The organism is Sphingomonas sp., from assembly GCF_026460985.1.
GTDB lineage: Bacteria > Pseudomonadota > Alphaproteobacteria > Sphingomonadales > Sphingomonadaceae > Sphingomonas.
In genome coordinates this window covers 1-23036 of the sequence record NZ_JAPKNM010000045.1, presented here as the reverse complement: position 1 = coordinate 23036, position 23036 = coordinate 1, and the positions used below count along the sequence as shown (strand labels likewise).

The 23036-nt window shown below is 68.1% G+C and carries 23 protein-coding genes, 1 tRNA gene and 1 pseudogene; 14 read left to right on the top strand and 11 right to left on the bottom strand.

Going from position 1 to position 23036, the window contains the following annotated elements:
• Window positions 1-139: 139 nt before the first annotated feature.
• A complete protein-coding gene (locus MT490_RS07395; protein WP_297385649.1) occupies window positions 140-1225 on the bottom strand; it encodes a DSD1 family PLP-dependent enzyme in 1086 nt (361 codons plus the stop codon).
• Between the two features lie 188 nt (window positions 1226-1413).
• Here MT490_RS07395 and MT490_RS07390 point away from each other — a divergent pair, with 188 nt between their 5' ends.
• The 10 genes from MT490_RS07390 to MT490_RS07345 all read left to right on the top strand — a co-directional run bounded on the left by MT490_RS07390 (window position 1414) and on the right by MT490_RS07345 (window position 10605).
• On the top strand, window positions 1414-3210 hold the full coding sequence (locus MT490_RS07390; protein ID WP_297385648.1) for an aminopeptidase P family protein: 1797 nt from the start codon (window positions 1414-1416) through the stop codon (window positions 3208-3210).
• Window positions 3211-3518: 308 nt separating this feature from the next.
• Window positions 3519-3593, top strand: a tRNA-Thr gene (locus MT490_RS07385).
• Between the two features lie 90 nt (window positions 3594-3683).
• The gene (locus MT490_RS07380; protein WP_297385647.1) at window positions 3684-4604 is read left to right on the top strand and encodes a DUF808 domain-containing protein; all 921 of its coding nucleotides are present in this window, start codon (window positions 3684-3686) and stop codon (window positions 4602-4604) included.
• A 76-nt stretch (window positions 4605-4680) separates the two neighbouring features.
• Window positions 4681-5793, top strand: a complete 1113-nt coding sequence (locus MT490_RS07375; RefSeq protein WP_297385645.1) for an S-(hydroxymethyl)glutathione dehydrogenase/class III alcohol dehydrogenase — start codon at window positions 4681-4683, stop codon at window positions 5791-5793.
• Window positions 5794-5803: 10 nt separating this feature from the next.
• The gene (locus MT490_RS07370) at window positions 5804-6205 is read left to right on the top strand and encodes a VOC family protein (protein WP_297385644.1); all 402 of its coding nucleotides are present in this window, start codon (window positions 5804-5806) and stop codon (window positions 6203-6205) included.
• A 76-nt stretch (window positions 6206-6281) separates the two neighbouring features.
• Window positions 6282-7127, top strand: coding sequence for a formyltetrahydrofolate deformylase (gene purU, locus MT490_RS07365; protein ID WP_297385651.1), 846 nt, complete (start codon window positions 6282-6284; stop codon window positions 7125-7127).
• 9 nt (window positions 7128-7136) lie between these two features.
• The gene (gene fghA, locus MT490_RS07360; RefSeq protein ID WP_297385642.1) at window positions 7137-7970 is read left to right on the top strand and encodes an S-formylglutathione hydrolase; all 834 of its coding nucleotides are present in this window, start codon (window positions 7137-7139) and stop codon (window positions 7968-7970) included.
• The gene (locus MT490_RS07355) at window positions 7967-9187 is read left to right on the top strand and encodes an FAD-dependent oxidoreductase (protein ID WP_297385640.1); all 1221 of its coding nucleotides are present in this window, start codon (window positions 7967-7969) and stop codon (window positions 9185-9187) included. The genes fghA and MT490_RS07355 overlap by 4 nt, the downstream gene beginning before the upstream one ends.
• 78 nt (window positions 9188-9265) lie before the next feature.
• Complete coding sequence (locus tag MT490_RS07350) at window positions 9266-10126, top strand: TraB/GumN family protein (RefSeq protein ID WP_297385638.1); 861 nt, start codon at window positions 9266-9268, stop codon at window positions 10124-10126.
• Entirely contained in the window at window positions 10126-10605 is a 480-nt protein-coding gene (locus tag MT490_RS07345) for a DUF1440 domain-containing protein (RefSeq protein ID WP_297385636.1), read from the top strand. Before MT490_RS07350 ends, MT490_RS07345 begins: the two co-directional genes overlap by 1 nt.
• 202 nt (window positions 10606-10807) lie before the next feature.
• Here the strand turns inward: MT490_RS07345 and MT490_RS07340 are convergent, their stop codons facing one another.
• From MT490_RS07340 to MT490_RS07320, 5 genes are all read right to left on the bottom strand, one after another.
• A complete protein-coding gene (locus tag MT490_RS07340; RefSeq protein ID WP_297385634.1) occupies window positions 10808-11572 on the bottom strand; it encodes a 3'-5' exonuclease in 765 nt (254 codons plus the stop codon).
• Window positions 11573-11644: 72 nt separating this feature from the next.
• Window positions 11645-11806 (bottom strand): hypothetical protein, encoded by a 162-nt coding sequence (locus MT490_RS07335; RefSeq protein ID WP_297385632.1) that lies wholly within the window; start codon window positions 11804-11806, stop codon window positions 11645-11647.
• 74 nt (window positions 11807-11880) lie between these two features.
• Window positions 11881-13275: a phosphoglucomutase/phosphomannomutase PgmG gene (gene pgmG, locus MT490_RS07330; RefSeq protein WP_297385630.1), complete on the bottom strand. Its 1395-nt coding sequence runs from the start codon at window positions 13273-13275 to the stop codon at window positions 11881-11883.
• A 96-nt stretch (window positions 13276-13371) separates the two neighbouring features.
• A complete protein-coding gene (locus tag MT490_RS07325) occupies window positions 13372-13638 on the bottom strand; it encodes a DnaJ domain-containing protein (RefSeq protein WP_297385628.1) in 267 nt (88 codons plus the stop codon).
• Complete coding sequence (locus MT490_RS07320; protein ID WP_297385626.1) at window positions 13638-14432, bottom strand: division plane positioning ATPase MipZ; 795 nt, start codon at window positions 14430-14432, stop codon at window positions 13638-13640. The genes MT490_RS07325 and MT490_RS07320 overlap by 1 nt, the downstream gene beginning before the upstream one ends.
• 79 nt (window positions 14433-14511) lie before the next feature.
• Here MT490_RS07320 and panC point away from each other — a divergent pair, with 79 nt between their 5' ends.
• Both panC and MT490_RS07310 read left to right on the top strand, forming a co-directional pair.
• Window positions 14512-15360 (top strand): pantoate--beta-alanine ligase, encoded by an 849-nt coding sequence (gene panC, locus MT490_RS07315; RefSeq protein ID WP_297385624.1) that lies wholly within the window; start codon window positions 14512-14514, stop codon window positions 15358-15360.
• Window positions 15361-15435: 75 nt separating this feature from the next.
• On the top strand, window positions 15436-15732 hold the full coding sequence (locus tag MT490_RS07310) for a hypothetical protein (RefSeq protein WP_297385622.1): 297 nt from the start codon (window positions 15436-15438) through the stop codon (window positions 15730-15732).
• 158 nt (window positions 15733-15890) lie between these two features.
• Here MT490_RS07310 and topA read toward each other — a convergent pair whose 3' ends face one another.
• The 4 genes from topA to plsY form a co-directional block, all read right to left on the bottom strand.
• Window positions 15891-18419 (bottom strand): type I DNA topoisomerase, encoded by a 2529-nt coding sequence (gene topA, locus MT490_RS07305; protein WP_297385620.1) that lies wholly within the window; start codon window positions 18417-18419, stop codon window positions 15891-15893.
• 110 nt (window positions 18420-18529) lie between these two features.
• Window positions 18530-19432, bottom strand: a complete 903-nt coding sequence (yghU, locus tag MT490_RS07300) for a glutathione-dependent disulfide-bond oxidoreductase (protein WP_297385618.1) — start codon at window positions 19430-19432, stop codon at window positions 18530-18532.
• A gap of 318 nt (window positions 19433-19750) precedes the next feature.
• The gene (gene dprA, locus MT490_RS07295; RefSeq protein ID WP_297385616.1) at window positions 19751-20830 is read right to left on the bottom strand and encodes a DNA-processing protein DprA; all 1080 of its coding nucleotides are present in this window, start codon (window positions 20828-20830) and stop codon (window positions 19751-19753) included.
• Between the two features lie 21 nt (window positions 20831-20851).
• The gene (plsY, locus tag MT490_RS07290; RefSeq protein WP_297385650.1) at window positions 20852-21436 is read right to left on the bottom strand and encodes a glycerol-3-phosphate 1-O-acyltransferase PlsY; all 585 of its coding nucleotides are present in this window, start codon (window positions 21434-21436) and stop codon (window positions 20852-20854) included.
• A gap of 139 nt (window positions 21437-21575) precedes the next feature.
• Between plsY and murI the strand changes: the two genes are divergently transcribed.
• Window positions 21576-22373 carry a glutamate racemase gene (murI, locus tag MT490_RS07285; protein WP_297385613.1) on the top strand — a complete coding sequence of 266 codons (798 nt, stop codon included), beginning with the start codon at window positions 21576-21578 and terminating at the stop codon, window positions 22371-22373.
• Here the strand turns inward: murI and MT490_RS07280 are convergent.
• Window positions 22370-22549: a hypothetical protein gene (locus tag MT490_RS07280; protein ID WP_297385612.1), complete on the bottom strand. Its 180-nt coding sequence runs from the start codon at window positions 22547-22549 to the stop codon at window positions 22370-22372. The two genes, murI and MT490_RS07280, sit on opposite strands and share 4 nt — an antisense overlap.
• 240 nt (window positions 22550-22789) lie before the next feature.
• On the opposite strand from MT490_RS07280, the pseudogene MT490_RS07275 reads away from it, so the two are divergent.
• Window positions 22790-23036: pseudogene (locus tag MT490_RS07275) on the top strand (5-aminolevulinate synthase); the annotation flags it as partial.

Sequence of the window (23036 nt, the reverse complement as noted above, 5' to 3'; positions counted from 1 at the left end):
TGCGCGCGTCTGCGCGCCTAAAAGATTCGCCAATCGTGCAGCAAAAGGCACCGGCCGGGGCATCGAGCCCCGGCCGGTGCCAACCCACCCCTAACCCCTCCCTTGAAGGGAGGGGAATTTGGATGTCGATCCGTCCTGCTCAGGTCGATCGACCGCGTGCGGTCACCGGCCAGGCTTCGGAGACCATGTCGCCGTCGAGCACGTGATAGCGGTCGTAGAGGTTGACCGTGGGATCGCAGTGCGGCGGCATCAGCGTCACGCGCGCGCCGAGCCCGGGAAGGCCGTCCCCGATCAGCGCGCCGTGCTCGTCGCCGGTGAAGGCGTAGCGGCTTCCCTCGGGTGCGCCGCCGAGCACCACCGGCACGCCGGCATCGGTCGCGAACGCCTTCAATCCCGCGTCGATCGTCACCATGCCGGGGGTGTTCGCGCTGACCACCGTCGCATCGACGAACAAGGCGGGCTCGAAGCGCGGCCCGGCGAGCTCGCAATCACTATATTCGCGGTCGAGGAAGACATAGGATCCGACCTGCAGCTCGGTGAACACGCCCAGCTCGGCATCGATCGCGAAAGTCCCCGTGCCGCCGCCGGTCACCACCGGGACTTCGAAACCGGCGCCGCGCAGTGCGTCGAGCACGCTTCGCAGATAGCCGGTCCGCTCCATGATCGCGGCGCGCCGCTCGGCGAGGTCCTGGATGTGCTGGTGCGAGCCGCAATAGAATTGCACCCCCGCCAGTTGCAGCGTGCCGGTCGCGGCGATGGCGCGAGCCAGTTCCACCGCCGCCGCCGCCGAGGTCACGCCGGTGCGATGGCTCCCCGGATCCAGGTCGACGAATACGCGGAGCGGCGCATCCACCCCCGCGCCGAGCATGCGCACATTGTCGACATGGTCCGCCACCACCGACAATGCGATCCGCCGGTTGAGCGCCGCCAGCCGCGCGATCACCGCGGGGGTGACCACCGGCGAAGTGAGGTGCACGTCACGCACGCCATCGCCGGCCAGCGCCTCTGCCTCGGCCAGCTTGGCGCAGCAGATGCCCACGGCGCCCGCCGCGATCTGCCGACACGCGATCGCGCCGCTCTTGTGCGTCTTGGCGTGCGGACGGAGCGCGATCCCCTGCGCCTCGGCAAAGGCGGCCATCGCCGCGATGTTGCGCTCCAGCGCCGCGCGGTCGAGCATCAACGCTGGCGTGGGCACGTCGCGGCGGGGCAGGGGAAAAGCGTCCATGCCGCCACGATAGCGCGACTTAGGCCTTTCAAAGTAGGATTTCGTCTGCGATTCGGAGTGCATGTTGGTTCGTGCCACCCGCAGCCGCGCCTCGCCCGGGTCGAGCCCGCCGCGCGCGCGTAGGGACTGGTCAACTTCGTCAACTTGTTCGTCAACTTTTTGCCCGCGCCGGGCAGGGATGTTCTGAAATGTCCACCTATGCCGATCGCCTCCACGCCCTTCGAGAGCAATTGAGGCGCGACAGGCTCGACGGCTTCGTCGTGCCGCTCACCGACGAGCATATGTCCGAATATGTCGGCGCCTATGCCCAGCGCCTCGCCTGGCTCACCGGCTTCCAGGGCAGCGCCGGCAGCGCGGTGGTGCTCTCGAGCGAGGCCGCGATCTTCACCGACGGGCGCTACACGCTCCAGGTGCGCCAGCAGGTCTCGGCCGATCATTGGCAATATGTGCCGGTGCCGCAGGTGAGCATCGCCGGCTGGCTCGGCGAGCACGCCCCCGAAGGCGGTCGCATCGGCTATGATCCGTGGCTGCACACCCGCGCCTGGGTCGAGGAAGCGCGCAGGGCGCTCGCCGAGAAGGGCGCCGAGCTGGTCGCGGTCGATACCAATCCGGTCGATGCGGTGTGGCCCGATCGCCCCGCGCCGTCGGACGCGACGCTCGCCGTCCAGGACGATGCCGCCGCGGGGCGCAGCTCGGCGGCCAAGCGCGCCGAGATCGCCGAGTGGCTCCATGCGCGCAAGGCCGATGCGGTCGTGCTCTCGGCGCTCGATTCGATTGCCTGGGCGTTCAACATCCGCGGCCAGGACGTCGCGCACACCCCGGTCGCGCTCGCTTATGCGATCGTCAACGCCGACGGCACCGCCGACCTGTTCGTCGCGCCGGAGAAGCTCACCGATGCGGTGCGCCAGCATCTCGGCAATGCGATCCGCGTCCATGACCGCGCCACCTTCGCGCCCGCGCTGAAGGGTTTCGCCGGCAAGCGCGTCGCCGCCGATCCCGAGCGCGCGGTCGCCGCGATCTTCGATTCGCTCGACAAGGGCGGCGCGAAGGTGCTGAGCCTGCGCGATCCCGTCGTGCTCGCCAAGGCGCTCAAGAACCCCGCCGAGATCGCGGGACAAAAGGCCGCGCAGGCGCGTGACGGCGCAGCGCTCGTCCGCTTCCTCAAATGGTTCGAGGAGACCGCGCCCGCCGGTGGGCTCACCGAGATGTCCGCCGCCGCCAAGCTGCAGGAATTCCGCGAGGAGACCGGCGTGCTCAAGGATTTGAGCTTCGACACGATCTCCGCCACCGGTCCCAACGGCGCGATCCCGCATTACAAGGTCACCGAGGAATCGAGCCTGCCGATCGAATCGGGGCAGCTCTATCTCGTCGATTCGGGCGGCCAATATGCCGACGGCACCACCGATGTGACGCGCGTGATGCCGGTGGGGGAGCCGACGCCCGAGATGAAGGACCGCTTCACCCGCGTGCTCAAGGGCCATATCGGCATCGCCACCGCGATCTTCCCCGCAGGCACCACCGGCGCGCAGCTCGACAGCTTCGCGCGCGCGCCGCTCTGGGAAGTGGGGCTCGATTACGGCCATGGCACCGGCCACGGCGTCGGCGCCTATCTCTCGGTGCACGAGGGGCCGCAGCGCATCGCCCAGCCTTTCTATCCCGGCGGCCAGAGCCTCGAGCCGCTGCGCGCGGGCATGTTCCTCTCGAACGAGCCCGGCTATTACAAGGCCGGCGAATACGGCATCCGCATCGAGAATCTCGTGCTGGTGATCGAGGCCGCGATTCCCGGAGCCGAGCAGCCGATGCTCGCCTTCGAGACGCTCACCTTCGCGCCGATCGAGCGCAGGCTGATCGATCCGGCGCTGTTAACCCCACAGGAACTTCAGTGGGTTAATAGCTATCACGCGCGGGTCATGGGAGTGGTCGGCCCGCATCTGAGCGAGGAAGAACGGCAATGGTTGGAAGCGAAGGTCGCGCCAATCGCATGATGTGGTTTCTGGCGGGCGCCGTCACCATGGCGATGTACCTGATGGGTCCGCATGCGATCGCGAACAAGGCCTATCATCTCGGCGAATCGACGGCCGCCTGGGTGAACGCGCTCTGAGGCTCGGCATCGGCGCGTTGCTCGCGCGCCTGCGCCTTGCGTTTCCGCAGATTCGCCCGCAGCGCCTCGGCGAGTCGCGCCTTCTTCTCCGCATCGTTCATGCGGACAGTCGATAAACCGGTCGGCTTCGGGTTGACAATCGGTCGGCCCCAAGCACATAGGCCCCTCCCGCCCGGTCCCGGACCGGCGAGTGCTGCCGTAGCTCAGTGGTAGAGCGCATCCTTGGTAAGGCTGAGGTCGTGAGTTCAATCCTCACCGGCAGCACCATTTTCCTTCTTGACCTGATGACCGATTGAACCCTTCGGGGGCGCACCCCGCCGGGGCCGTATCGACATTCGAAAAGGGGAACCGCTTCTCATGCCCTCCGGACTGGTTGCATTGCTCGACGACGTCGCGGGCATCACCAAGCTCGCCGCCGCTTCGCTCGACGATGTCGGCGCGGCGGCGGGAAAGGCCGGGAGCAAGGCGGTCGGCGTGGTGGTCGACGACACCGCGGTCACCCCGCGCTACGTGGTGGGGCTGTCGCCCGATCGCGAATTGCCGATCATCGCGAAGATCGCGGTCGGATCGCTGCGCAACAAGCTGCTCATCCTGCTTCCCGCCGCGCTGATCCTCAGCGCCTTCGCGCCCTGGGCGATCACGCCGCTGCTGATGCTCGGCGGCGCCTATCTGTGTTTCGAGGGCGCCGAGAAGGTGATCGAGGTGCTGCGCGGCGAGGAACATGGCGAGGAGGAGGAAACCATCCTCGACGCCGCCCAACTCGAGCAGTCCAAGGTCGGCGGCGCGATCCGCACCGATCTGATCCTGTCGGCCGAGATCATGGCGATCGCGCTGGCCGACGTCGCCGGATCGCCGATCCTCAACCAGGCGGTGGTGCTGGCGGTCGTCGGTATCGGGATCACCATCGGCGTGTATGGCGTCGTCGGGCTGATCGTGAAGATGGACGATATCGGCCTGCATCTCGCCGAACGCCGCGCCGCCGGCGTGCGCGCTATCGGGCGGGGGCTGGTCAAGGGCATGCCGCTCGTGATGCAGTGGCTGTCGGCGATCGGCACCGCGGCGATGATCTGGGTCGGCGGCGGGATCCTGATCCACGGCCTCAACAGCCTGGGCGTCCACCAGCCCGAGGGCGCGATCCATCATCTGGCCGAGCAGGTGGCGCACATGGGCGGCGTCGGCGCGATCCTGTCGTGGCTGGTCACTGCGATCGCCTCGGGGCTGTTCGGCCTCGCGCTCGGCGCGGCGCTCGCGGCGATCGTCCACAAGCTGCGTCATTGAGCATGCGGCGCCTCGGCGCTTGCAACGCGGCGCCCATTCCCTGATCAGACCCGTAACAACCAATCGGGAGTCGATCATGAAGACCAGGGCCGCCGTCGCGTTCGAGGCGAAGAAGCCGCTCGAGATCGTCGAGCTCGATCTCGAAGGCCCCAAGGCCGGCGAGGTGCTGGTCGAGATCATGGCGACCGGCATCTGTCATACCGACGCCTATACGCTCGACGGCCTGGATTCGGAGGGCATCTTCCCGAGCGTGCTCGGCCATGAGGGCGCGGGGATCGTGCGCGAGGTGGGTCCGGGCGTCACCAGCGTGAAGCCCGGCGACCATGTCATCCCGCTCTACACACCGGAATGCCGCCAGTGTAAGTCGTGCCTCTCAGGCAAGACCAACCTCTGCACCGCGATCCGCGCGACCCAGGGCAAGGGGCTGATGCCCGACGGCACGTCGCGCTTCTCGTACAAGGGCCAGACCATCTTCCATTATATGGGCTGCTCGACCTTCTCGAACTTCACCGTATTGCCCGAGATCGCAGTGGCCAGGATCCGCGAGGACGCGCCCTTCCAGACGAGCTGCTATATCGGCTGCGGCGTCACCACCGGCGTCGGCGCGGTGGTCAACACCGCCAAGGTCCAGGTGGGCGACAATGTCGTGGTGTTCGGGCTGGGCGGCATCGGGCTCAACGTGCTCCAGGGCGCGAAGATGGCGGGCGCGAACCGGATCATCGGCGTCGACATCAACCCGGCGCGCGAGGAATGGGGCCGCAAGTTCGGCATGACCGACTTCGTCGACGGCCGCGGCAAGTCGCGCGAGGAGACGATCGCTGAGATCCTGGCGCTCACCGACGGCGGGGCGGACTTCACCTTCGACTGCACGGGCAACACCGAAGTGATGCGCACCGCGCTGGAGGCGTGCCACCGCGGCTGGGGCACCAGCATCGTCATCGGCGTGGCCGAGGCGGGCAAGGAGATCGCGACGCGCCCCTTCCAGCTCGTCACCGGGCGCAACTGGCGCGGCACCGCATTCGGCGGCGCCAAGGGCCGCACCGACGTGCCCAAGATCGTCGACTGGTACATGAACGGCAAGATCCAGATCGACCCGATGATCACCCATGTCCTCACCCTCGAGGAGATCAACAAGGGCTTCGACCTGATGCACGCCGGCGAGAGCATCCGCAGCGTCGTGGTCTATTGAGGGGCAACCCATGTTCAATCACATCGTGATCGGCTCGAACGATATCGAACGATCGAAGCAGTTCTACGACGCGGTGCTCGGCACGCTCGGCTTCTCGGGCGAGCCGCTTCGCCACGTCGCGGCCAGCGGGCACAAGCGGCTCTTCTATCGCCACGAGGGCGGGACGCTCGGCATCTCCGAGCCGATCAACGACGAGCCTGCGAGCTGCGCCAATGGCGGCACGATCGGCTTCAAATGCTCGTCGCCCGAGCAAGTAAAGGCATTCCACGACGCCGGCATCGCGCATGGCGGCACTTCGATCGAGGATCCGCCCGGCCTGCGCGACGGCGGCCTGCTGGGACAGATGCATCTCGCCTATGTCCGCGATCCCGACGGCAACAAGCTTTGCGCGGTATGGCGCATGCCGGCGTGAACGAGGCCGTCAATCTCGACGAGAAGTTCGCCGCCTTCTCCGGTCACTGGGCACCGTGTCCGGTGGTCGACGGCTGATGCCGCCTTCGTGGATCCTCACGCTCGATTGCCTCGACCGGCCCGGCATCGTCGCGGCGGTGAGCGGCTTCCTGGCCGAGCGGGGCGGGTTCATCCTCGACAGCCAGCAATATGCCGATCTCGATGCCGGGCGCTTCTTCATGCGCGTCGAGTTCAAGGCGGTAGGTGCGCCGTTCGAGACCGATGCGCTCCGCACGGCCTTCGCGCCGGTCGCCGACAGCCTTGCGCTCAACTGGGAGCTCTCCGACGCGGCCGAGCGGCCGCGCGTGCTGATCACGGTGTCGCAAGGGTCGCATTGCCTCAACGATCTGCTGCATCGCTGGCAGACGCGTTCGCTGGGCGTCGAGATCGTCGGCGTGGTCTCGAACCACGATACGCTGCGCGCGCTGACCGAATGGCATGGGCTGCCCTTCACGTTGCTGCCCGCGGGCAAGGAGGCGCAGGAGGCGGCATTGCTCGATCGATTCGAGACGCTGGATGCCCACTATCTCATCCTCGCGCGCTACATGCAGATATTGTCGCCTGGGCTCGCCGAGCGGCTGGCCGGGCGCTGCATCAACATCCACCACAGCTTCCTGCCGAGCTTCAAGGGTGCGCGCCCCTATCACCGCGCGCACGAGCGCGGCGTGAAGCTGATCGGCGCGACCGCGCATTTCGTCACCAGCGACCTCGACGAGGGGCCGATCATCGAGCAGGCGGTCGAGCGCATCGATCACCGCGCCTCGGTCGACGACATGATCCGCATCGGCCGCGACATCGAGGCGCAGGTGCTCGCCCGCGCCGTGCAATGGGTCGGCGCGCGGCGCGTCTTCCTCAATGGCATCCGCACGATCGTTTTCCGGTAAGGTACGCGCATGGAAACCCTCTCCACCAACAAATCCCATGGCGGCGTGCAGGGCGTGTACCGCCACGCCTCGCTGGCGACCGGCACCGACATGACCTTCTCGGTCTATGTCCCCCCGCACGATCCGGGCGCGAAGCTGCCGGTGCTCTGGTATCTCTCCGGCCTCACCTGCACCCATGCCAACGTCACCGAGAAGGGCGAGTATCGCCGCGCCTGCGCCGAGCAGGGCCTGATCTTCGTCGCGCCCGACACCAGCCCGCGCGGGGAAGGGGTTCCCGACGATTCCGCTTATGATCTCGGCCAGGGCGCGGGCTTCTATGTCGACGCGACCGAGGCGCCCTGGGCCTCGCATTTCCACATGCGTGCCTATGTCGAGCAGGAGCTGCCCAGGCTGATCGGTTCCGAATTCCCCGCCGACATGGGCGCCCAAGGCATCACCGGCCATTCGATGGGCGGGCATGGCGCGCTCACGGTCGCGCTGCGCAACCCGGCACGCTTCCGCAGCGTCTCCGCCTTCGCGCCGATCGTCGCGCCGAGCGTCGTGCCCTGGGGGGAGAAGGCGCTGGGCCGCTATCTCGGCGAGGACCGCGACTCGTGGCGCCCCTATGATGCCTGCGCGCTGATCCTCGACGGCGCGCGCATTCCCGAACTGCTCGTCGATGTCGGCGGCGCCGACCAGTTCCTCCACGAGCAGCTTCGCCCCGAACTGCTGCGTGCCGCCTGCGACGCCGCGGGCATCCCGCTGACGCTGCGGCTCCAGCCGGGCTATGACCACAGCTATTATTTCGTCTCGAGCTTCCTGGCCGACCATGTCGCCTGGCACGCGGCGAGGCTCCGCGCATGAGCCGCTACGACGTCCTGATCGTCGGCGCCGGCCATGCCGGGGCGCAGGCGGCGATCGCGCTCAGGCAGAACAAGTTCGCCGGATCGATCGCATTGCTCGGCGACGAACCCGAGCTTCCTTATGAGCGCCCGCCGCTCTCCAAGGAGTATCTCGCGGGCGACAAGCCGTTCGAGCGGCTGCTGATCCGCAATGCCGCCTTCTGGGAAGAACGGGACGTGGCGCTGCTGCCCGGCCGTTCGGTTGTGCGCGTCGATCCGACCGCGCACAGCATCACCACCGCTGAGGGGGAGGGGATCGGCTACGGCACGCTGATCTGGGCTACCGGCGGCAAGCCGCGCCGGCTTGCCTGCGCGGGTAGCGACCTGACCGGCGTGCACACCGTGCGCACCCGCGCCGATGTCGACCGGATGATCGCCGAGTTGCCCGAGGTGCGCCGCGTCGCGGTGATCGGCGGCGGCTATATCGGGCTCGAGGCCGCGGCGGTGCTCGCCAAGCTCGGGCGCGCGGTCACCGTGCTCGAGGCGCAGGACCGCGTGCTCGCCCGTGTCGCCGGCGCGCCGCTGTCGCGTTTCTTCGAGGAAGAGCATCGCGCGCACGGCGTCGAGATACGCCTCGGCGTGGCGGTCGACATCATCGAAGGCGAGGATCGCGTCACCGGGGTGCGGCTGGCCGATGGCGAGGTCCTTCCGGCGGAGATGGCGATCGTCGGCATCGGCATCGATCCCGCGGTCGCCCCCTTGCTCGATGCGGGGGCGGCCGGCGGCAATGGCGTGCTGGTCGACGCGCAATGCCGCACCTCGCTGCCCGACGTCTTTGCGGTCGGCGATTGCGCGCTGCACGCCAATCGCTTCGCCGGGGATCGCTCCATTCGCCTCGAATCGGTCCAGAACGCCAACGACCAGGCGACCGTGGCGGCGAAGACGATCCTCGGGATCGATGCGGCCTATGACGCGGTGCCCTGGTTCTGGTCGAACCAGTACGACCTCAGGCTCCAGACCGTCGGCATCTCGACCGGGCACGACGCCACCGTCGTCCGCGGCGATCCAGCGAGTCGCAGCTTCTCGGTGATCTATTTGCGCGACGGTCGGGTGATCGCGCTCGACTGCGTCAACGCGACCAAGGACTATGTCCAGGGCCGCAAGCTGGTGCTCGAAGGCGCGTCGATCGATCCGGCATTGCTCGCCGACGCCGCCACGCTGCTGAAAGACCTCGCCTGACCGGCGCCGGATGCTAGAATGAGGACATATTTGCCCCACCGGAGATTGAACGGAATGCGTCACTTCCTGCCGTGCGCCATGACTGCCCTGGCGCTGCTCTTCGCTCCGGCGGCCCAAGCGCAGGAGGTCAAGGACGCCGATCCGGCTCTGTGGGTGATCAAGGATGCCGACACCACCATCTACCTGTTCGGCACCGTCCATGTGCTCAAGCCCGGCCTTGGCTGGTTCGACGAGGGCGTGAAGGCGGCCTTCGACAAGAGCGACGAACTGATGCTCGAAATGGTCGAGCCCGAACCGGCGGCGATGCAGGGCCTGATCATGAAGACCGCGATCAGCCCCGAGGGCCCGACGCTCACCGAGAAGCTCCCGGCCGACAAGCGCGACGCTTTTGGCAAGGCGCTGGCCGATATCGGCGTGCCTGCCGCGGCGCTCGACCGCTTCGATCCCTGGTTCGCCGCGGTGACGCTCACCGTCGCCGGCCTGCCCAAGCTCGGCTATGATCCCGAAAGCGGCGCCGAACGCACGCTCAGCGCCGCGGCGAAGACCGCCAACAAGCCGGTGGCCGGGCTCGAGACGGCGGAGCAGCAGCTCGGCTATTTCGATACCTTGCCCGAGGCGCTCCAGGTCAAGTACCTCGTCTCGACGGTGGACGATTATCCCAGGATGGGGGCGACGCTCGACAAGATGGTCGCCAGCTGGTCCGCGGGCGATCCCGAGGCGCTGGGCAAGACGATGAACGAGGAACTCTCCGACACGCCCGAGATCGCCAAGGTGCTGCTCACCGATCGCAATGCCCGCTGGGCCGAGTGGATCGGGAAGCGGATGGAAAAGCCCGGCACCGTCTTCATTGCGGTGGGCGCGGGGCATCTCGCGGGACCCGGCAGCGTCCAGGAGCAGCTGGCGAAGCACAAGCTGGCCGCCACGCGCGTCGCCTACTGATGGCACGGCAACCGCGCCCCTTTCTCGGGCTGCTCGCCGGCGTGGCCGCGGGGCTGGTCGCGTCGGCGGCGATGGCGGCGTTCCAGGCCCAGGCGCAGAAGCTGCTCCCGGACCAGGAGGACGATGATCCGGCGACGGTGAAGGCCGCCGACGCGGCGAGCCAGGCGGCGATCGGCGATCCCGTTCCCGAGCCCTATCGCGAGCCGGCGGGGCAGATGGTGCACTATGTCGCCGGCGCGGTGATCGGCGGCATCTACGGCGTGCTCACCGAATATCGGCCCGAGGCGCGCTCGGGCTTCGGCAGCGCCTATGGCATCGCGACGGCGGCTCTGCTCGACGAGGCGGCGGTTCCGGCGGCCGGGCTGGCCCCGGCGCCCGACGAGACGCCGCTCGCCGTCCATGCCTATGGCGCGGCGTCGCACCTCGTCTATGGCTGGGTGCTGGAGGGTGTTCGCGCGCTGATCGCGGGGCGGCGTTAGGAAACCGACTTTTGGCGTCAAACACGCCCCTCCCTGCTTGCAGGGAGGGGTTGGGGGTGGGTGCGCGCGTCTGCGCGCCTAAAAGACTCAACTACCGATCCGATGAAAAGCGACGGACGAGACATCGAGCCTCGTCCGTCGCTACCCACCCCTGACCCCTCCCTTGCAGGGAGGGGAAGGCCGAAAGCCGAATGCCGATCGTCTAAAGCAGCAGCTGCTGGGTCGCCGCATTGCGGCCGACCGGACCGCCGCCGGTGCGGCGGATATGCTCCTGCTGCGCGGTGTGGCGCACGTCCACGTCGCGGTCGTTGAGGAAGACGGCGAGCGACTCGTCGTCGATCTCGCTCCATTCCTTGCCGCGATCGGGGCCGTAGCGGACGCGGGGCAGCAGCCCCGGCTCGTTCGACCATGCGATCAACTGCGCGACGCTCGCTTCGTTGAGCATGTCGCGCAGATGGTGCGCGGTCACATAGGCATCGGGGAAGGCGCGGTGCGCCGGCAGCCCGCGTTCGTGCACCAGCCCCTCGGGCATGCGCCAATAGCGCAGCATCTGGTTGGAGAAGCCCGGCGAGCTCGGCCAGAGCCGCATCGCGCACTTCCAGGTGCAGATCCAGTCGGCACCGCGGGTGAGCGAGGCCGTGCAGAATTGCTGCTCGAAATCGGCGCGGTGCGCGGCGAGCGCCACGCGCCGCGGCCAGGGATCGAGCACCGGCCGCGCGACATCGTGCCAATAAGGCGCGTCGGCGACGTCCTCGTCGCGGATATGGTGCACGGCCATCGTCAGCGGCGGGATCTGCCGCCCCGGATTGACCATCCGGCTGCCGCCTTCGCCCTGGATCTCCCAACGGCCGTCACGCTGGAGCGCGACGTCCTGCCAGCCGATCTCGCACACGCCATGTTGCGGCGGCGCCTGGCCGGTGGTTTCGAGATCGATGACGCGGATGATGGAAGGGGCGGGTGAGGCCATGACGCCTAGGTGGGGCGTGGCGCGGGGAAATGCCAGCCGAAAACGCGCGGCCGGCGGATCGGCCGTCCCGGATCAGCGACAGTTGCCGGCATTCTCGCGCTCGGCGCGCGCCCGGCACTGCTGCAGCAGGTCCTCGGCGCGCTCGGCCAATTCCTTGGTCGCCTCGATGCTTTCGCGAAGCGCAGCCTGCGCGTCTTCGATCTCTGCGATGTCGCTGAAAATCTTGTCAGTCACGGCCCGATCCCACTCGAGCGGATGAACCCTTGATCCAGGATCAGGGTTCCACCCGCCCGAGCGGTTCGACCCGTTTAGTGCCCGGCCTGCGGACCGCGCTTCAGCCCGCTCGCGGCGAGCTGGGCGTCGATCTGCGCCATCAGCCGGTCGAGCCCTTCCTGGGTCTTCGCCTCGGCGCGCGCGACGAGCACGTCCTGCGTGTTCGAGGCGCGCAGCAGCCACCAGCCGTCGGGGGTGTTCACCCGCGCGCCGTCGGTGCGGTTGACGTCGGCGCCCTCGGCCTCGAGCCGGTCGAGCACTTCGTCGATCACAGCGAACTTGCGGCTCTCGTCGACCTGGAAGCGCATCTCGGGCGTGTTGACCATCGCCGGCATCGCGTCCTTGATCGCGGTCAGCGACTTGCCGATCACATGGACCGCCTGGATCAGCCGCACCGCGGCATACTGGGCGTCGTCGAAGCCGTAATAGTTGTGCGCGAAGAAGATGTGGCCGCTCATCTCGCCCGCGAGCGGCGCGCCCGTCTCCTTCATCTTGGTCTTGATCAGGCTATGGCCGGTCTTCCACATCAGCGGCGTTCCGCCGAGCTCGGCGACGCGATCGTAGAGTGCCTGGCTCGCCTTGACGTCGGCGATGATCGTCGCGCCGGGCACTTCGCGCAGCACGGGTTCGGCCAAAATGGAGAGAAGCTGATCGCCCCAGACCACGCGGCCCTGGCCGTCGATCGCGCCCAGCCGGTCGCCGTCGCCGTCGAAGGCCAGTCCGAAATCGAGCTGCTTCTCGGCGACAAGCCGCTTCAGGTCGGCAAGGTTCTTCTCGTCGGTAGGATCGGGATGATGGTTGGGGAAATGACCGTCCACGTCGGTGAACAGCGTGTGGTGCTCACCCGGCAGCAGCTTGACCAGCTTCTCGATCACCGGACCGGCGGCGCCGTTGCCCGTATCCCATCCGACGCGATAGGCGCCGCCGGCATAGCCCGCCATCAGCCGCCCGACATAGTCGTCGAGGATGTCATAGTCGCTGACGCTGCCTTCCTCGCCGGGCTCCACCGATTCCCAGTCGCCCTCGGCGGCCATGCGGCCGAGCGTCTGGATGTCCTCGCCGAAGAAGGGACGGTGCTGGAGCACCATCTTGAAGCCGTTGTAATTGCCGGGATTGTGGCTGCCGGTTATCTGGATGCCGCCGTCCACCTCCAGCACTGCCTCGGCATAATATAGCATCGGCGTGGGGCCGAGCCCGACGCGCACCACGTCGCAGCCCGATGCGGTGAGCCCCTCGACCAGCGCCGCCTCGAGCTCGGGCGACGAGATGCGGCCGTCGCGGCCCACCGCCACGCGGTGCCCGCCGGCGCGGCGGAGCAAAGTCGCGAAGCCGCGTCCGATCGCGCGCGCGTCGTCAGGTCCAAGCGCTTCTCCCACGATGCCGCGAATGTCGTATTCGCGGAGTGAAGTGGGGTCGAAACGGTGCGTCATGATACCTCCCAGGAAGGTGTTGCCGGCCTAAAGCGCCAAGGCGGCGAAAGTTCAATTGCCGCACTGCAACAAGGCCGAAGCGGCGATCTGTGTGCGCTATGCGTTACGGCGAAGCAACGTATCGCGCGCGGCGTTGATGCGCCGCGTCAATTCCTCCGATCCGCCCTTGTCCGGGTGCACCGCGCTCACCAGCCGGCGGTGCGCGCTGCGGATCGCCTCCTCGTCGGCATCGGCGCCCACGCCCAGGATCGCGCGCGCCTCGTCCTGCGGCATTTTCGGAGCGCGGGGCTTTTTGGGCCGCGGCTTCAGGAACAGATAATAGAGCGCCGCGAGGATCAGCGCCGCAAGGATCGCCTTGGTCATCAGGCGAACAGCGGCATCGCGATTTCGGGGAGCGCGAGCCCCGCCATCATCTCGCGCAGCTCCTGCCGCGCGGCGACGTGGCTGAGGCCCATCTCGCCGAACTCGCGGCTGTCGAGCATCGTCAGTCCCTGCGGGAAGAGCTCGCGATAGATGACGCGCTCGCTGAGCCCCGAGATCACGCGGAAGCCGACGCGCTTGGAGAGCTGGTCGATCGCCTCGGAGACGCGGCGCATGTTGCGCGCCTCGATGTGCTGCATGCGGTTGCGGAGCACCACCCAGTCGATCGTCTCGCCATCGGCCTTGGCGCGGCGCTTGCGTGATTCCCAGATCAGCTCCGAATAGAAGCTCGGGCGCGAGACCTTGAAGGTCTCGGGGTCGACATGGCCGATCAGGTCGAAATCGACGAAGCTGTCGTTCATCGGGGTGACGAGCGTGTCGGCGTTGGTCACCGCGATCCGGGCGAACTTGTCGTCGCGGCCGGGCGTGTCGATGACGAGGAAATCCGCGTTCGCGCCGAGCCGCTCGAGCGTCTCGGAGAAGAAGTCCATGCTCTCGCCGTCGTGCGTCTCATATTCGGGCATGGGAAGATCGCGGCCCATGCGCTTGATCGTGGCGGTGCGATTGTCGAGATAGCGGCCGAGCGTGCGCTGGCGGTGATCGAGGTCGAAGCACGCCACCCGCGCGCCCTTCGCGGCGAGCGCGATCGCCGCATGGACCGCCGTGGTCGACTTGCCGGTGCCGCCCTTCTCGTTGGCAAAAACGAGCACGTGCAAGCGCTTAGCTCCGTCGGTCAAGCCCACAACATCCTTTATTGATCCCGCCGCCCGCGGCCCATAGAAGGCCGCGCTCCTGTCTTATCGAAAGTGTCCAAGCGTGCAAACCGTCCGTCAGCCTGCTCCTCTTCGTGAGGCGGTCGCCGCCTGGCGCGCGGCGGGCGAACGGGTAGCGCTGGTGCCCACCATGGGCGCGCTGCACGACGGGCACATGGCATTGGTCGAGGCGGCGAAGCGCGCGGCCGAGCGCGTGGTGGTGTCGATCTTCGTCAACCCGAAGCAGTTCGGCCCGAACGAGGACCTCGCCAAATATCCGCGCAAGGAACTCGCCGACTCGCGCATGCTCGCTGCCGCGGGGGTCGACCTTCTATGGATGCCCCCGGTCGAGGTGATGTATCCGGAGGGCTTCGCCACCAACATCTCGGTGAGCGGGATCAGCGAGGTGCTCGACGGCGCGCACCGGCCCGGCCATTTCGACGGCGTCGCCACGGTGGTGGCCAAGTTGTTCCACCAGGTGCGGCCCGACATCGCTTTGTTCGGCGAGAAGGACTGGCAGCAGCTCGCCGTGATCCGCCGGCTGGTGACGGACCTTAACCTTGACATCGAGATCCAGGGCGTGCCGACCCAGCGCGAGGATGACGGGCTCGCCCTCTCCTCGCGCAACGTCTATCTGGTCCCCGAGGATCGCGCGCGTGCCGTGGCGCTGCCGCGTGCGCTCGGCGTGGCGGAGCGCGCGATCGCCAAGGGCGGCGACCCGGAGGCGGCGCTCGCCCAGGCGCGCGAGATGCTGACCGCGGCGGGGTTCGAGATCGACTATGTCGCGCTCGCCGATGCCGAGACGCTGGGCGAGCCGATGGAGGGCCGCCCGATGCGGCTGCTCGCCGCGGCGCGGATCGGCGGCACGCGGCTGATCGACAATATTCCCGTGACTACGAGTGATTACGGTTAACCGCGTTAACCTTTTGTTTGCCGCTTACCTGCCAATCCTTGCAGCCGTAGGGATCAGCAAATTGGGTGAGCGGCAATGGGCAACAGTCTCAAGAGCGCGCGTTTCCTGGTCGAGAGCCGTCTGCGCGATGCGACGCGGGGCGACGCGAAGGCCTGTTTCGATCTGGGCATCGTCTATTCGAGCGGCGCGGAGGGGATCGATGTCGATCTCGTCGAGGCGCACAAATGGTTCAACATCGCCGCCGTCTCGGGCAGCGAGCGCGCCGCCGAGTGCCGCGCCGAGATCGCCGAGGACATGAGCGCGCGCGAGATCATCGAGGCGCAGAAAGCCGCACGCGCCTGGCTGCGCGGGGTGGAACTGCGCGCGGCCTGACTTAATAGGATGGGCGGCCCTCCCCAAATCCTCCCCCGCCAGGGGGAGGTGTCAGCCGCAGGCTGACGGAGGGGGAGGACGGCGACTCACTACCGGCGTGATTCCGCCCCCTCCGTCGCCTTCGGCGCCACCTCCCCCTGGCGGGGGAGGATTGAGCACTACTTCTTCGCCGCTGCCTTTTTCGGCGCCGCCGCCTTCTTCTTCGGCGCGGCCTTCTTCTTGCCCTTGCCCTTGGCCGGCCCCGCGGCGGCGCGCGCGTCGATCAGCTGGGCGGCCTCCTCGAGCGTCAGCTGGTCCTTGTCGATCGACTTGGGCAAGGTCGCATTGGTCTCGCCGTCGGTGACATAGGCGCCGTAGCGGCCCTCCATCAGCCTGATCTCGGCCTCGGTGCGCGGATGCTTGCCGAGCATTTTGAGCGGCTCGCGCGCGGCTCCGCGTGCCGGGCGTCCGCCGCCCGCCGCGGCCTCGGCGAGCTTGACCACCGCGGCGTTCATGCCGGTCTCGAACACTTCGGCGGTCGACTGGAGCCGGGCATATTTCCCGTCATGCGCCAGATAGGGGCCGTAGCGGCCGATCGAGGCGGTGATCGGGTTGCCGGTCTCGGGATGGTTGCCGATCGTCCGCGGCAACTTCAGCAGCTTCAGCGCCCATTCGAGATCGAGATCCACATCCTTGGGGATCGAGGCGCGCGCCGCGTCCTTGCCCTCGCCGAGCTGGATGTATGGCCCGAAACGGCCCGACTTGCGCTCGACATTGAGCCCGCTCTCCGGATCGACGCCCAGCACTTCCGGGCCGGTCGATTCGGCGCCTTCGCCGCCCGGCTGGCCGAAGCGGCGGGTGAACTTGCACTCGGGATAGTTGGAGCACGCCACGAACGCACCGAACTTGCCGCCGCGCAGCGCGAGCTGGCCGTTGCCGCAGTTCGGGCACAGCCGCGGATCGCTGCCGTCCGCCTTGGCCGGGAAGAGATAAGGTTCGAGGAACAGGTCGAGCGCGGCGGTCACCTCGCTTGGCTTCTGCTCCATCACTTCGCTCGTGCGCGGCTTGAAGTCCTTCCAGAAGGATTCGAGCACCGCCTGCCATTCTGCGCGGCCACCCGAGACGTCGTCCAGCTCTTCCTCGAGCTCGGCGGTGAAATCATAGCCGACATATTTCTCGAAGAAGCGTTCGAGGAACGCCGTCACCAGCCGCCCGCTCTCCTCGGCGAAGAAGCGGTTCTTCTCGATCCGCACATAGGCGCGGTCCTTCAAGGTCTGGATGATCGAGGCATAGGTCGACGGTCGGCCGATGCCCAATTCCTCGAGCCGCTTGACCAGCGAGGCTTCGGAGAAGCGGGGCGGCGGCTGGGTGAAATGCTGCTCGGCATTGACCGCCTTCTTGGCGGGCGCGTCGCCTGACGACATGCGCGGCAGGCGGCGCGAATCCTCGTCACCCTCGTCGTCGCGGCCCTCTTCGTAGAGCGCGAGATAGCCGGGGAAGAGTACGACCTGGCCGGTGGCGCGCAGGCCATGCTGGCCGGTACCGTCCTCGAGGTCGATCGTGGTGCGCTCCATCCGTGCGCTGGCCATCTGGCTGGCGAGCGCGCGCTTCCAGATCAGGTCGTAGAGCCGGCCATGGTCGCCCGAGCCGACGCGATCCTTCGAGAAATCGGTCGGGCGGATCGCCTCGTGCGCTTCCTGCGCGTTCTTGGCCTTGGTCTGGTACTGGCGCGGCTTGTCGGGGACGTAGGACCCGTCATAGCGCGTCGCGATCGCTTTCCGGGCTTCCTGAATCGCGCCGCCGTCCATCTGGACGCCGTCGGTACGCATATAGGTGATCGCGCCGTCCTCGTAGAGCCCCTGCGCGATCCGCATCGTGTGGCTCGCCGAGAAGCCGAGCTTCCGCGCGGCCTCCTGCTGGAGCGTCGAAGTGGTGAAGGGCGGCGGCGGGTTGCGCATCGCCGGCTTGGTCTCGACGCTGGCGACCGAGAAGCGGCCCTCCTCGACGGCCTTCTTCGCGGCGAGCGCGGTGCCCTCGTTGCCGATCGAGAGGCGGTCGAGCTTGTCGCCCTTATATTTGACCAGCCGCGCCTGGAAGGGCGTGCCGTCCTGCTCCATGTCGGCGGTGACCGACCAATATTCCTGCGGCCGGAAGCCCTCGATCTCGCGCTCGCGCTCGACGATCAGCCGCAGCGCGACCGACTGGACACGGCCCGCCGACTTGGCGCCCGGCAGCTTGCGCCACAGTACCGGCGAGAGCGTGAAGCCGACGAGATAATCGAGCGCGCGGCGAGCGCGGTACGCGTCGATCAGGTCGGTATCGAGCTCGCGCGGCGCTTTCATCGCCTCGAGGATCGCGGGCTTGGTGATCGCGTTGAACGTGACGCGCTCGACTTCCTTCGGCAGTGCCTTCTTGTTCCTGAGCACTTCCTGGACGTGCCAGCTGATCGCCTCGCCTTCGCGATCGGGGTCGGTCGCGAGGATCAGGCGGTCGGCCTTCTTGGCCTCGTCGGCGATCGCCTTCAGCTGCTTCGACTTGTCCGCATAGGTCTCCCACTCCATCGCGAACCCTTCGTCCGGGTTCACCGATCCGTCGCGCGCGGGCAGGTCGCGGACATGGCCGTAGGAAGCGAGGACGCGGTAATCCTTGCCGAGATATTTTTCGATGGTCTTCGCCTTTGCGGGCGATTCGACGATGACGAGCTGCATATGTGGGTTCGTTGTCCTTCGCGTACGCGTATGAGGATGGGCAGCCGCGCCGCCGCGTCAAGCGGGGGGAACGGGATCGGCGCTGCGCGGTGCCGGGACTGCGGCCCGGTCTAGGCGCCCGACGCCTTCATCCGCGCGCGCACTTCATCGATGTCGGCGGCGGCGTGGCGCTCGGCGAGGCGGAACTCCTCGGGCCCCGAGCCGCGATTGACCAGCCGGCCGCGCTGCACCGGCTCGCGCGCGCCGACCTCGGCGACCCAGCGATTGAAGTGCGCATATCCGGCGGTATCGAGGAACTCGGCCGCGCCGGCATAGGCATCGCCGCGCGCCACGCCGCCATACCAGGGCCAGATCGCCATGTCGGCGATCGTATAGTCGTCGCCCGCCACGTAGCGGTTGGTTGCCAGGTGCGTGTCGAGCACGTGGAGCTGGCGCTTCACTTCCATCGCATAGCGGTTGATCGCATATTCGATCTTGAAGGGCGCATAGGCGAAGAAATGGCCGAAGCCGCCGCCGAGGAACGGCGCCGAGCCCATCTGCCACATCAGCCAGCTCATCGTCCTGGCGCGCTTCGCCGGATCGGTGGGCAGGAAGGCGCCGAACTTCTCGGCGAGAAAGACGAGGATCGCACCGCTCTCGAACACGGGGATCGCGGGATCGACCGAGCGATCGACCATCGCCGGGATCTTCGAATTGGGATTGAGGCTCACGAAGCCGCTGCCGAACTGGTCGCCGGTGCCGATGTCTATCTTCCAGGCATCATATTCGGCGCCTGCATGGCCGGCGGCGAGCAGCTCCTCGAGCATGATCGTCACCTTCTGCCCGTTGGGCGTGCCGAGCGAATAGAGCTGGATCGGATGCGCGCCGATCGGCAGTTCCTTGTCGTGCGTCGCGCCCGAGATCGGCCGATTGATATTGGCGAAGGCGCCCCCGCTGGGCTGCTCCCACTTCCATACCCTGGGCGGAACATAACCGGCGGGCTGGTTGCCTGCGGGGTCGGGGGCGTCGGCCATGTCGGAAGTCTCCCTGGGGAAGCTGGTTGCTGCGGGCATGTAGGAGCGGTTCGGCGACTTGCCAGCCCCGGAACCCTGTTTTGCGCGGAAGCCGGCGGGTCCCCGACGGACATGGTACTAGGCCGCATCGACATTTAAATCCTCCCCCGCCAGGGGGAGGTGACGCCGAAGGCGTCGGAGGGGGAGGTAAGCAGCGCACTCTCCAATAGAGCGCAGTGGTTCCGCCCCCTCCGTCAGCCTTCGGCTGACACCTCCCCCTGGCGGGGGAGGATTTGAAGTGGCGTCACCCTTGGCGATCGGGCGCAATGGCCGCGCCCGTCATGCCAGGCTCACGCGCCCGCCCGCATGCCGTTCGAGGCGCCCGGCGAGTTCCAGTTCGAGCAGCGCGGTCTGGACGACCGCTGGAGCAAGGCCCGACTGGCGGATGAGTTCGTCGACGGCGACGGGTACCGGGCCGAGCAGCGCGGCGACTGCGCGCCGATCGGCATCGGTCGCGTCCTCCGGCGGCGGGCCTTCGAAGCGATGGACGGGCGAGCGTACCGCACGGGGATCGATCGGGCGGATCGCCTCGAGGATGTCGTCGACCGACTGGACCAGGGTCGCGCCTTCGCGGATCAGCAGGTTGCAGCCCTGCGCGCGCGGATCGAGCGGCGAGCCGGGGACGGCCATGACCTCGCGGCCCGCCTCGGCGGCGATGCGCGCGGTGATCAGCGATCCGGACCTGGGCGCGGCCTCGACCACCACGGTCCCCATGGCGAGACCCGCGATGATGCGGTTGCGCGAGGGGAAGAAGCGCGCGAGCGGCTCGGTGCCCGGCGGCTGTTCGGCGACGAGCAGTCCTTCGCGGGCGACCCGTTCCTGGAGGTCGGCATTCTCGGGCGGGAAGGCGATGTCGATGCCGCTGGCGATCACGCCGACGGTGCCGCCCGCGAGCGATCCGACATGCGACGCGGTGTCGACGCCGCGGGCGAGGCCGGAAACCACCGTCACGTCCCGCTCGGCGAGCCCCAGCGCCAGCTGGCGCGCGAAGCGGCAGGCGGCGGCGGAGGCGTTGCGCGCGCCGACCATCGCGACGCAGGTGCGTCGGGTGAGCTCGAGCCGCCCGCGCAGGATCAGCGCTGGCGGCGCGCTCTCCAGTTCGGCGAGCAAAAGCGGGTAATCGGGGTCGTCGAGGAACAGGTGGCGCGCGCCCAGTTTCTCGACCCGGGCGATCTCGCGCCGGACCACGCCGATATCGGCGATCGCCGGGGCGCGTCCGCCGCCGCGCGCCGCGAGCATCGGGAGGGCCTCCAGCGCCGCCTCCGCATTGCCGTAGCGCGCGGTCAGCTGGCGATAGGTGACGGGGCCGATATTCGCCGAACGCAGCAGCCGCAGCCTTGCCTCGCGCGGATCCTTCATGCGTTTCGCGGCCCGCGCCGGTCAGTCACTTTTCTTGCCGATGCGCGGCTCGGTTCCGTTCAGCAGGCGCTCGATATTCTCGCGATGCTTCCACAGCACGATCATCGCGAGTGCGAGGAGCAGCAGGACCAGGTCGATGCGGCCCCAGAAGGCGGCGCTCACCGGCGCGCTGATCGCCGCGGTCATGCCGGCGAGCGACGAGATGCGCAGCGCGCCGAGCAGGCCGAGCCAGACGGCCGCATAGACGAGGCCCGACGGCCAGTGCAGCGCGACGACGATCCCCATCAGCGTCGCCACGCCCTTGCCGCCCTTGAAGCGCAGCCAGACCGGGTAGCAATGGCCGAGGAACGCGCCCATCCCGGCGAGCACCGCCGTTCCGGGCAGCAGCCAGCCGGCGAGCAGCACCGCCGCCGCGCCCTTGGCGAGGTCGAGCAGCAGGGTGGCGGCGGCAAGGCCCTTGCGTCCCGTCCGCAGCACGTTGGTCGCGCCGATATTGCCCGAGCCGATCTGGCGAAGGTCGCCCGCCCCGGCCCAGCGCGTCAGCAGCACGCCGAACGGGATCGAGCCCAGCAGATAGCCGAGCAGGATCGCGGCCGCGGGAGGCATCCAGACGATTTCACTTGGCAATGGCTTCCCCCTGACTTCGCCAACATAATCGCTGGCGGGCGCGGCGCAACTGCGGCTGGCCGGGGAATGGTTGGAGCAATGGTTGACGGGGCACCGGCGGCGAGCCATTCGCGCCGTGATGGCCGATCGCCGCCCGATCCTGTTCTTCGATTCCGGCGTCGGCGGCCTGTCGGTGCTCGCGCCGACCGCGCGGCTGCTGCCGCAGGCGCCGCTCGTCTACGTCGCCGATTCGGCCGGTTTCCCCTACGGCACCCGCAGCGAGGCGGAGATCGCCGCGCGCGTGCTGGCTTTGCTCGGGCGGCTGGCGGAGCGCTACGATCCGCGGCTGATCGTGATCGCGTGCAACACCGCCTCGACGATCGCGCTCCAGCACGTCCGCGCCGCGCTCGACGTGCCGATCGTCGGCACGGTGCCCGCGATCAAGCCCGCCGCGGAGCTCAGCCGGACGCGCGTCATCGGCGTGCTCGGCACCGAGGCCACGGTGCGCCAGCCTTATGTCGACGATCTCGCCGCGCGTTTCGCCGCGGACTGCGTCGTGCTCCGCCACGGCTCCGCCGAACTGGTCGAGATGGCCGAAGCCGCGCTGGCCGGCGATCGGCCCTCGGTGGAAGCGGTGCGCGTGGCGCTGCGCGGGCTGACCGGTCAGGAGCGCGGCGACGCCATCGACGTGATCGTCAACGCCTGCACCCATTTCCCGCTGCTCGAGGAGGAGCTCGTCGCTGCGACCGGCGGTGCGATCCGATTCGTCGACGGCGGCCCGGGAATCGCGCGCCGCGTCGCGCATCTGACCGAGGGGCAGGCGTGGCCGGAGGCGCCGGTGCCCGGCCGCGCGGTCTTCACCGCGCGAAATGCGCGCACCGAAAGGCTCGCGCCGGCGCTGGCCCGCTTCGGGTTGGTCGAGGTCGAGACGCTCTAGGCCTGTGCCGCCGGGGGGTTGGCGGCGGGGTTTTGCAGCAGGTTCGAATAGCGTTCCGCCATTTCGAGATGGAGACGCTTTGCAATCATGTCGTCGGTGCGCGCGGCACGCTCGCGTTCTTGCCGCTCGCGTCGTTCATAATATTCGAGATCCCGGCCATGCATGTTGCCGCTCATCTTGGTCGCTCCGTCACACAAGCGGGGGCACGAACTTCCTCTCGGTCGCGGACTTGCTTGCGACTCCGAGTCGCCCACGATAGTTCTTCCATAGCAGTTCTGCGGCTTCGGCGTGATGGCGCGACTCGGGATTTGTGGAGAGCTTAGGGGGGCGCCATGCGTGGCGCGCATATGGCGTGGGACAATTGCTTAGGCCGGACGGCTGGAAATCGGCGGGCTTTGGAGTTAGGGGAGGGTCCCATGCGCACTCAGGACAGCCCGTCGCCCGCCGCAGTCGACTATTCGCGGGTCTTCAACCAGGCGATCGACCGGCTGCACGCCGAGGGTCGGTACCGCGTGTTCATCGACATATTGCGCAACAAGGGCGCCTATCCGAACGCGCGCTGCTTCGCGGGGCATAACGGGCCGAAGCCGATCACGGTGTGGTGCTCGAACGACTATCTGGCGATGGGCCAGCATCCCGCGGTGATCGCGGCGATGGAGGAGG

Coding starts and splice junctions, on each gene's coding strand:
- MT490_RS07380 (WP_297385647.1), top strand. CDS start 3,684: ATGCCCTCCGGACTGGTTGCATTGCTCGACGACGTCGCGGGCATCACC.
- MT490_RS07390 (WP_297385648.1), top strand. CDS start 1,414: ATGTCCACCTATGCCGATCGCCTCCACGCCCTTCGAGAGCAATTGAGG.
- murI (WP_297385613.1), top strand. CDS start 21,576: ATGGCCGATCGCCGCCCGATCCTGTTCTTCGATTCCGGCGTCGGCGGC.
- fghA (WP_297385642.1), top strand. CDS start 7,137: ATGGAAACCCTCTCCACCAACAAATCCCATGGCGGCGTGCAGGGCGTG.
- yghU (WP_297385618.1), bottom strand. CDS start 19,432: ATGGCCGACGCCCCCGACCCCGCAGGCAACCAGCCCGCCGGTTATGTT.
- MT490_RS07280 (WP_297385612.1), bottom strand. CDS start 22,549: ATGAGCGGCAACATGCATGGCCGGGATCTCGAATATTATGAACGACGC.
- MT490_RS07325 (WP_297385628.1), bottom strand. CDS start 13,638: ATGACCAAGGCGATCCTTGCGGCGCTGATCCTCGCGGCGCTCTATTAT.
- MT490_RS07310 (WP_297385622.1), top strand. CDS start 15,436: ATGGGCAACAGTCTCAAGAGCGCGCGTTTCCTGGTCGAGAGCCGTCTG.
- MT490_RS07370 (WP_297385644.1), top strand. CDS start 5,804: ATGTTCAATCACATCGTGATCGGCTCGAACGATATCGAACGATCGAAG.
- MT490_RS07375 (WP_297385645.1), top strand. CDS start 4,681: ATGAAGACCAGGGCCGCCGTCGCGTTCGAGGCGAAGAAGCCGCTCGAG.
- MT490_RS07340 (WP_297385634.1), bottom strand. CDS start 11,572: ATGGCCTCACCCGCCCCTTCCATCATCCGCGTCATCGATCTCGAAACC.
- MT490_RS07345 (WP_297385636.1), top strand. CDS start 10,126: ATGGCACGGCAACCGCGCCCCTTTCTCGGGCTGCTCGCCGGCGTGGCC.
- MT490_RS07395 (WP_297385649.1), bottom strand. CDS start 1,225: ATGGACGCTTTTCCCCTGCCCCGCCGCGACGTGCCCACGCCAGCGTTG.
- purU (WP_297385651.1), top strand. CDS start 6,282: ATGCCGCCTTCGTGGATCCTCACGCTCGATTGCCTCGACCGGCCCGGC.
- dprA (WP_297385616.1), bottom strand. CDS start 20,830: ATGAAGGATCCGCGCGAGGCAAGGCTGCGGCTGCTGCGTTCGGCGAAT.
- plsY (WP_297385650.1), bottom strand. CDS start 21,436: ATGCCTCCCGCGGCCGCGATCCTGCTCGGCTATCTGCTGGGCTCGATC.
- MT490_RS07355 (WP_297385640.1), top strand. CDS start 7,967: ATGAGCCGCTACGACGTCCTGATCGTCGGCGCCGGCCATGCCGGGGCG.
- pgmG (WP_297385630.1), bottom strand. CDS start 13,275: ATGACGCACCGTTTCGACCCCACTTCACTCCGCGAATACGACATTCGC.
- MT490_RS07350 (WP_297385638.1), top strand. CDS start 9,266: ATGACTGCCCTGGCGCTGCTCTTCGCTCCGGCGGCCCAAGCGCAGGAG.
- topA (WP_297385620.1), bottom strand. CDS start 18,419: ATGCAGCTCGTCATCGTCGAATCGCCCGCAAAGGCGAAGACCATCGAA.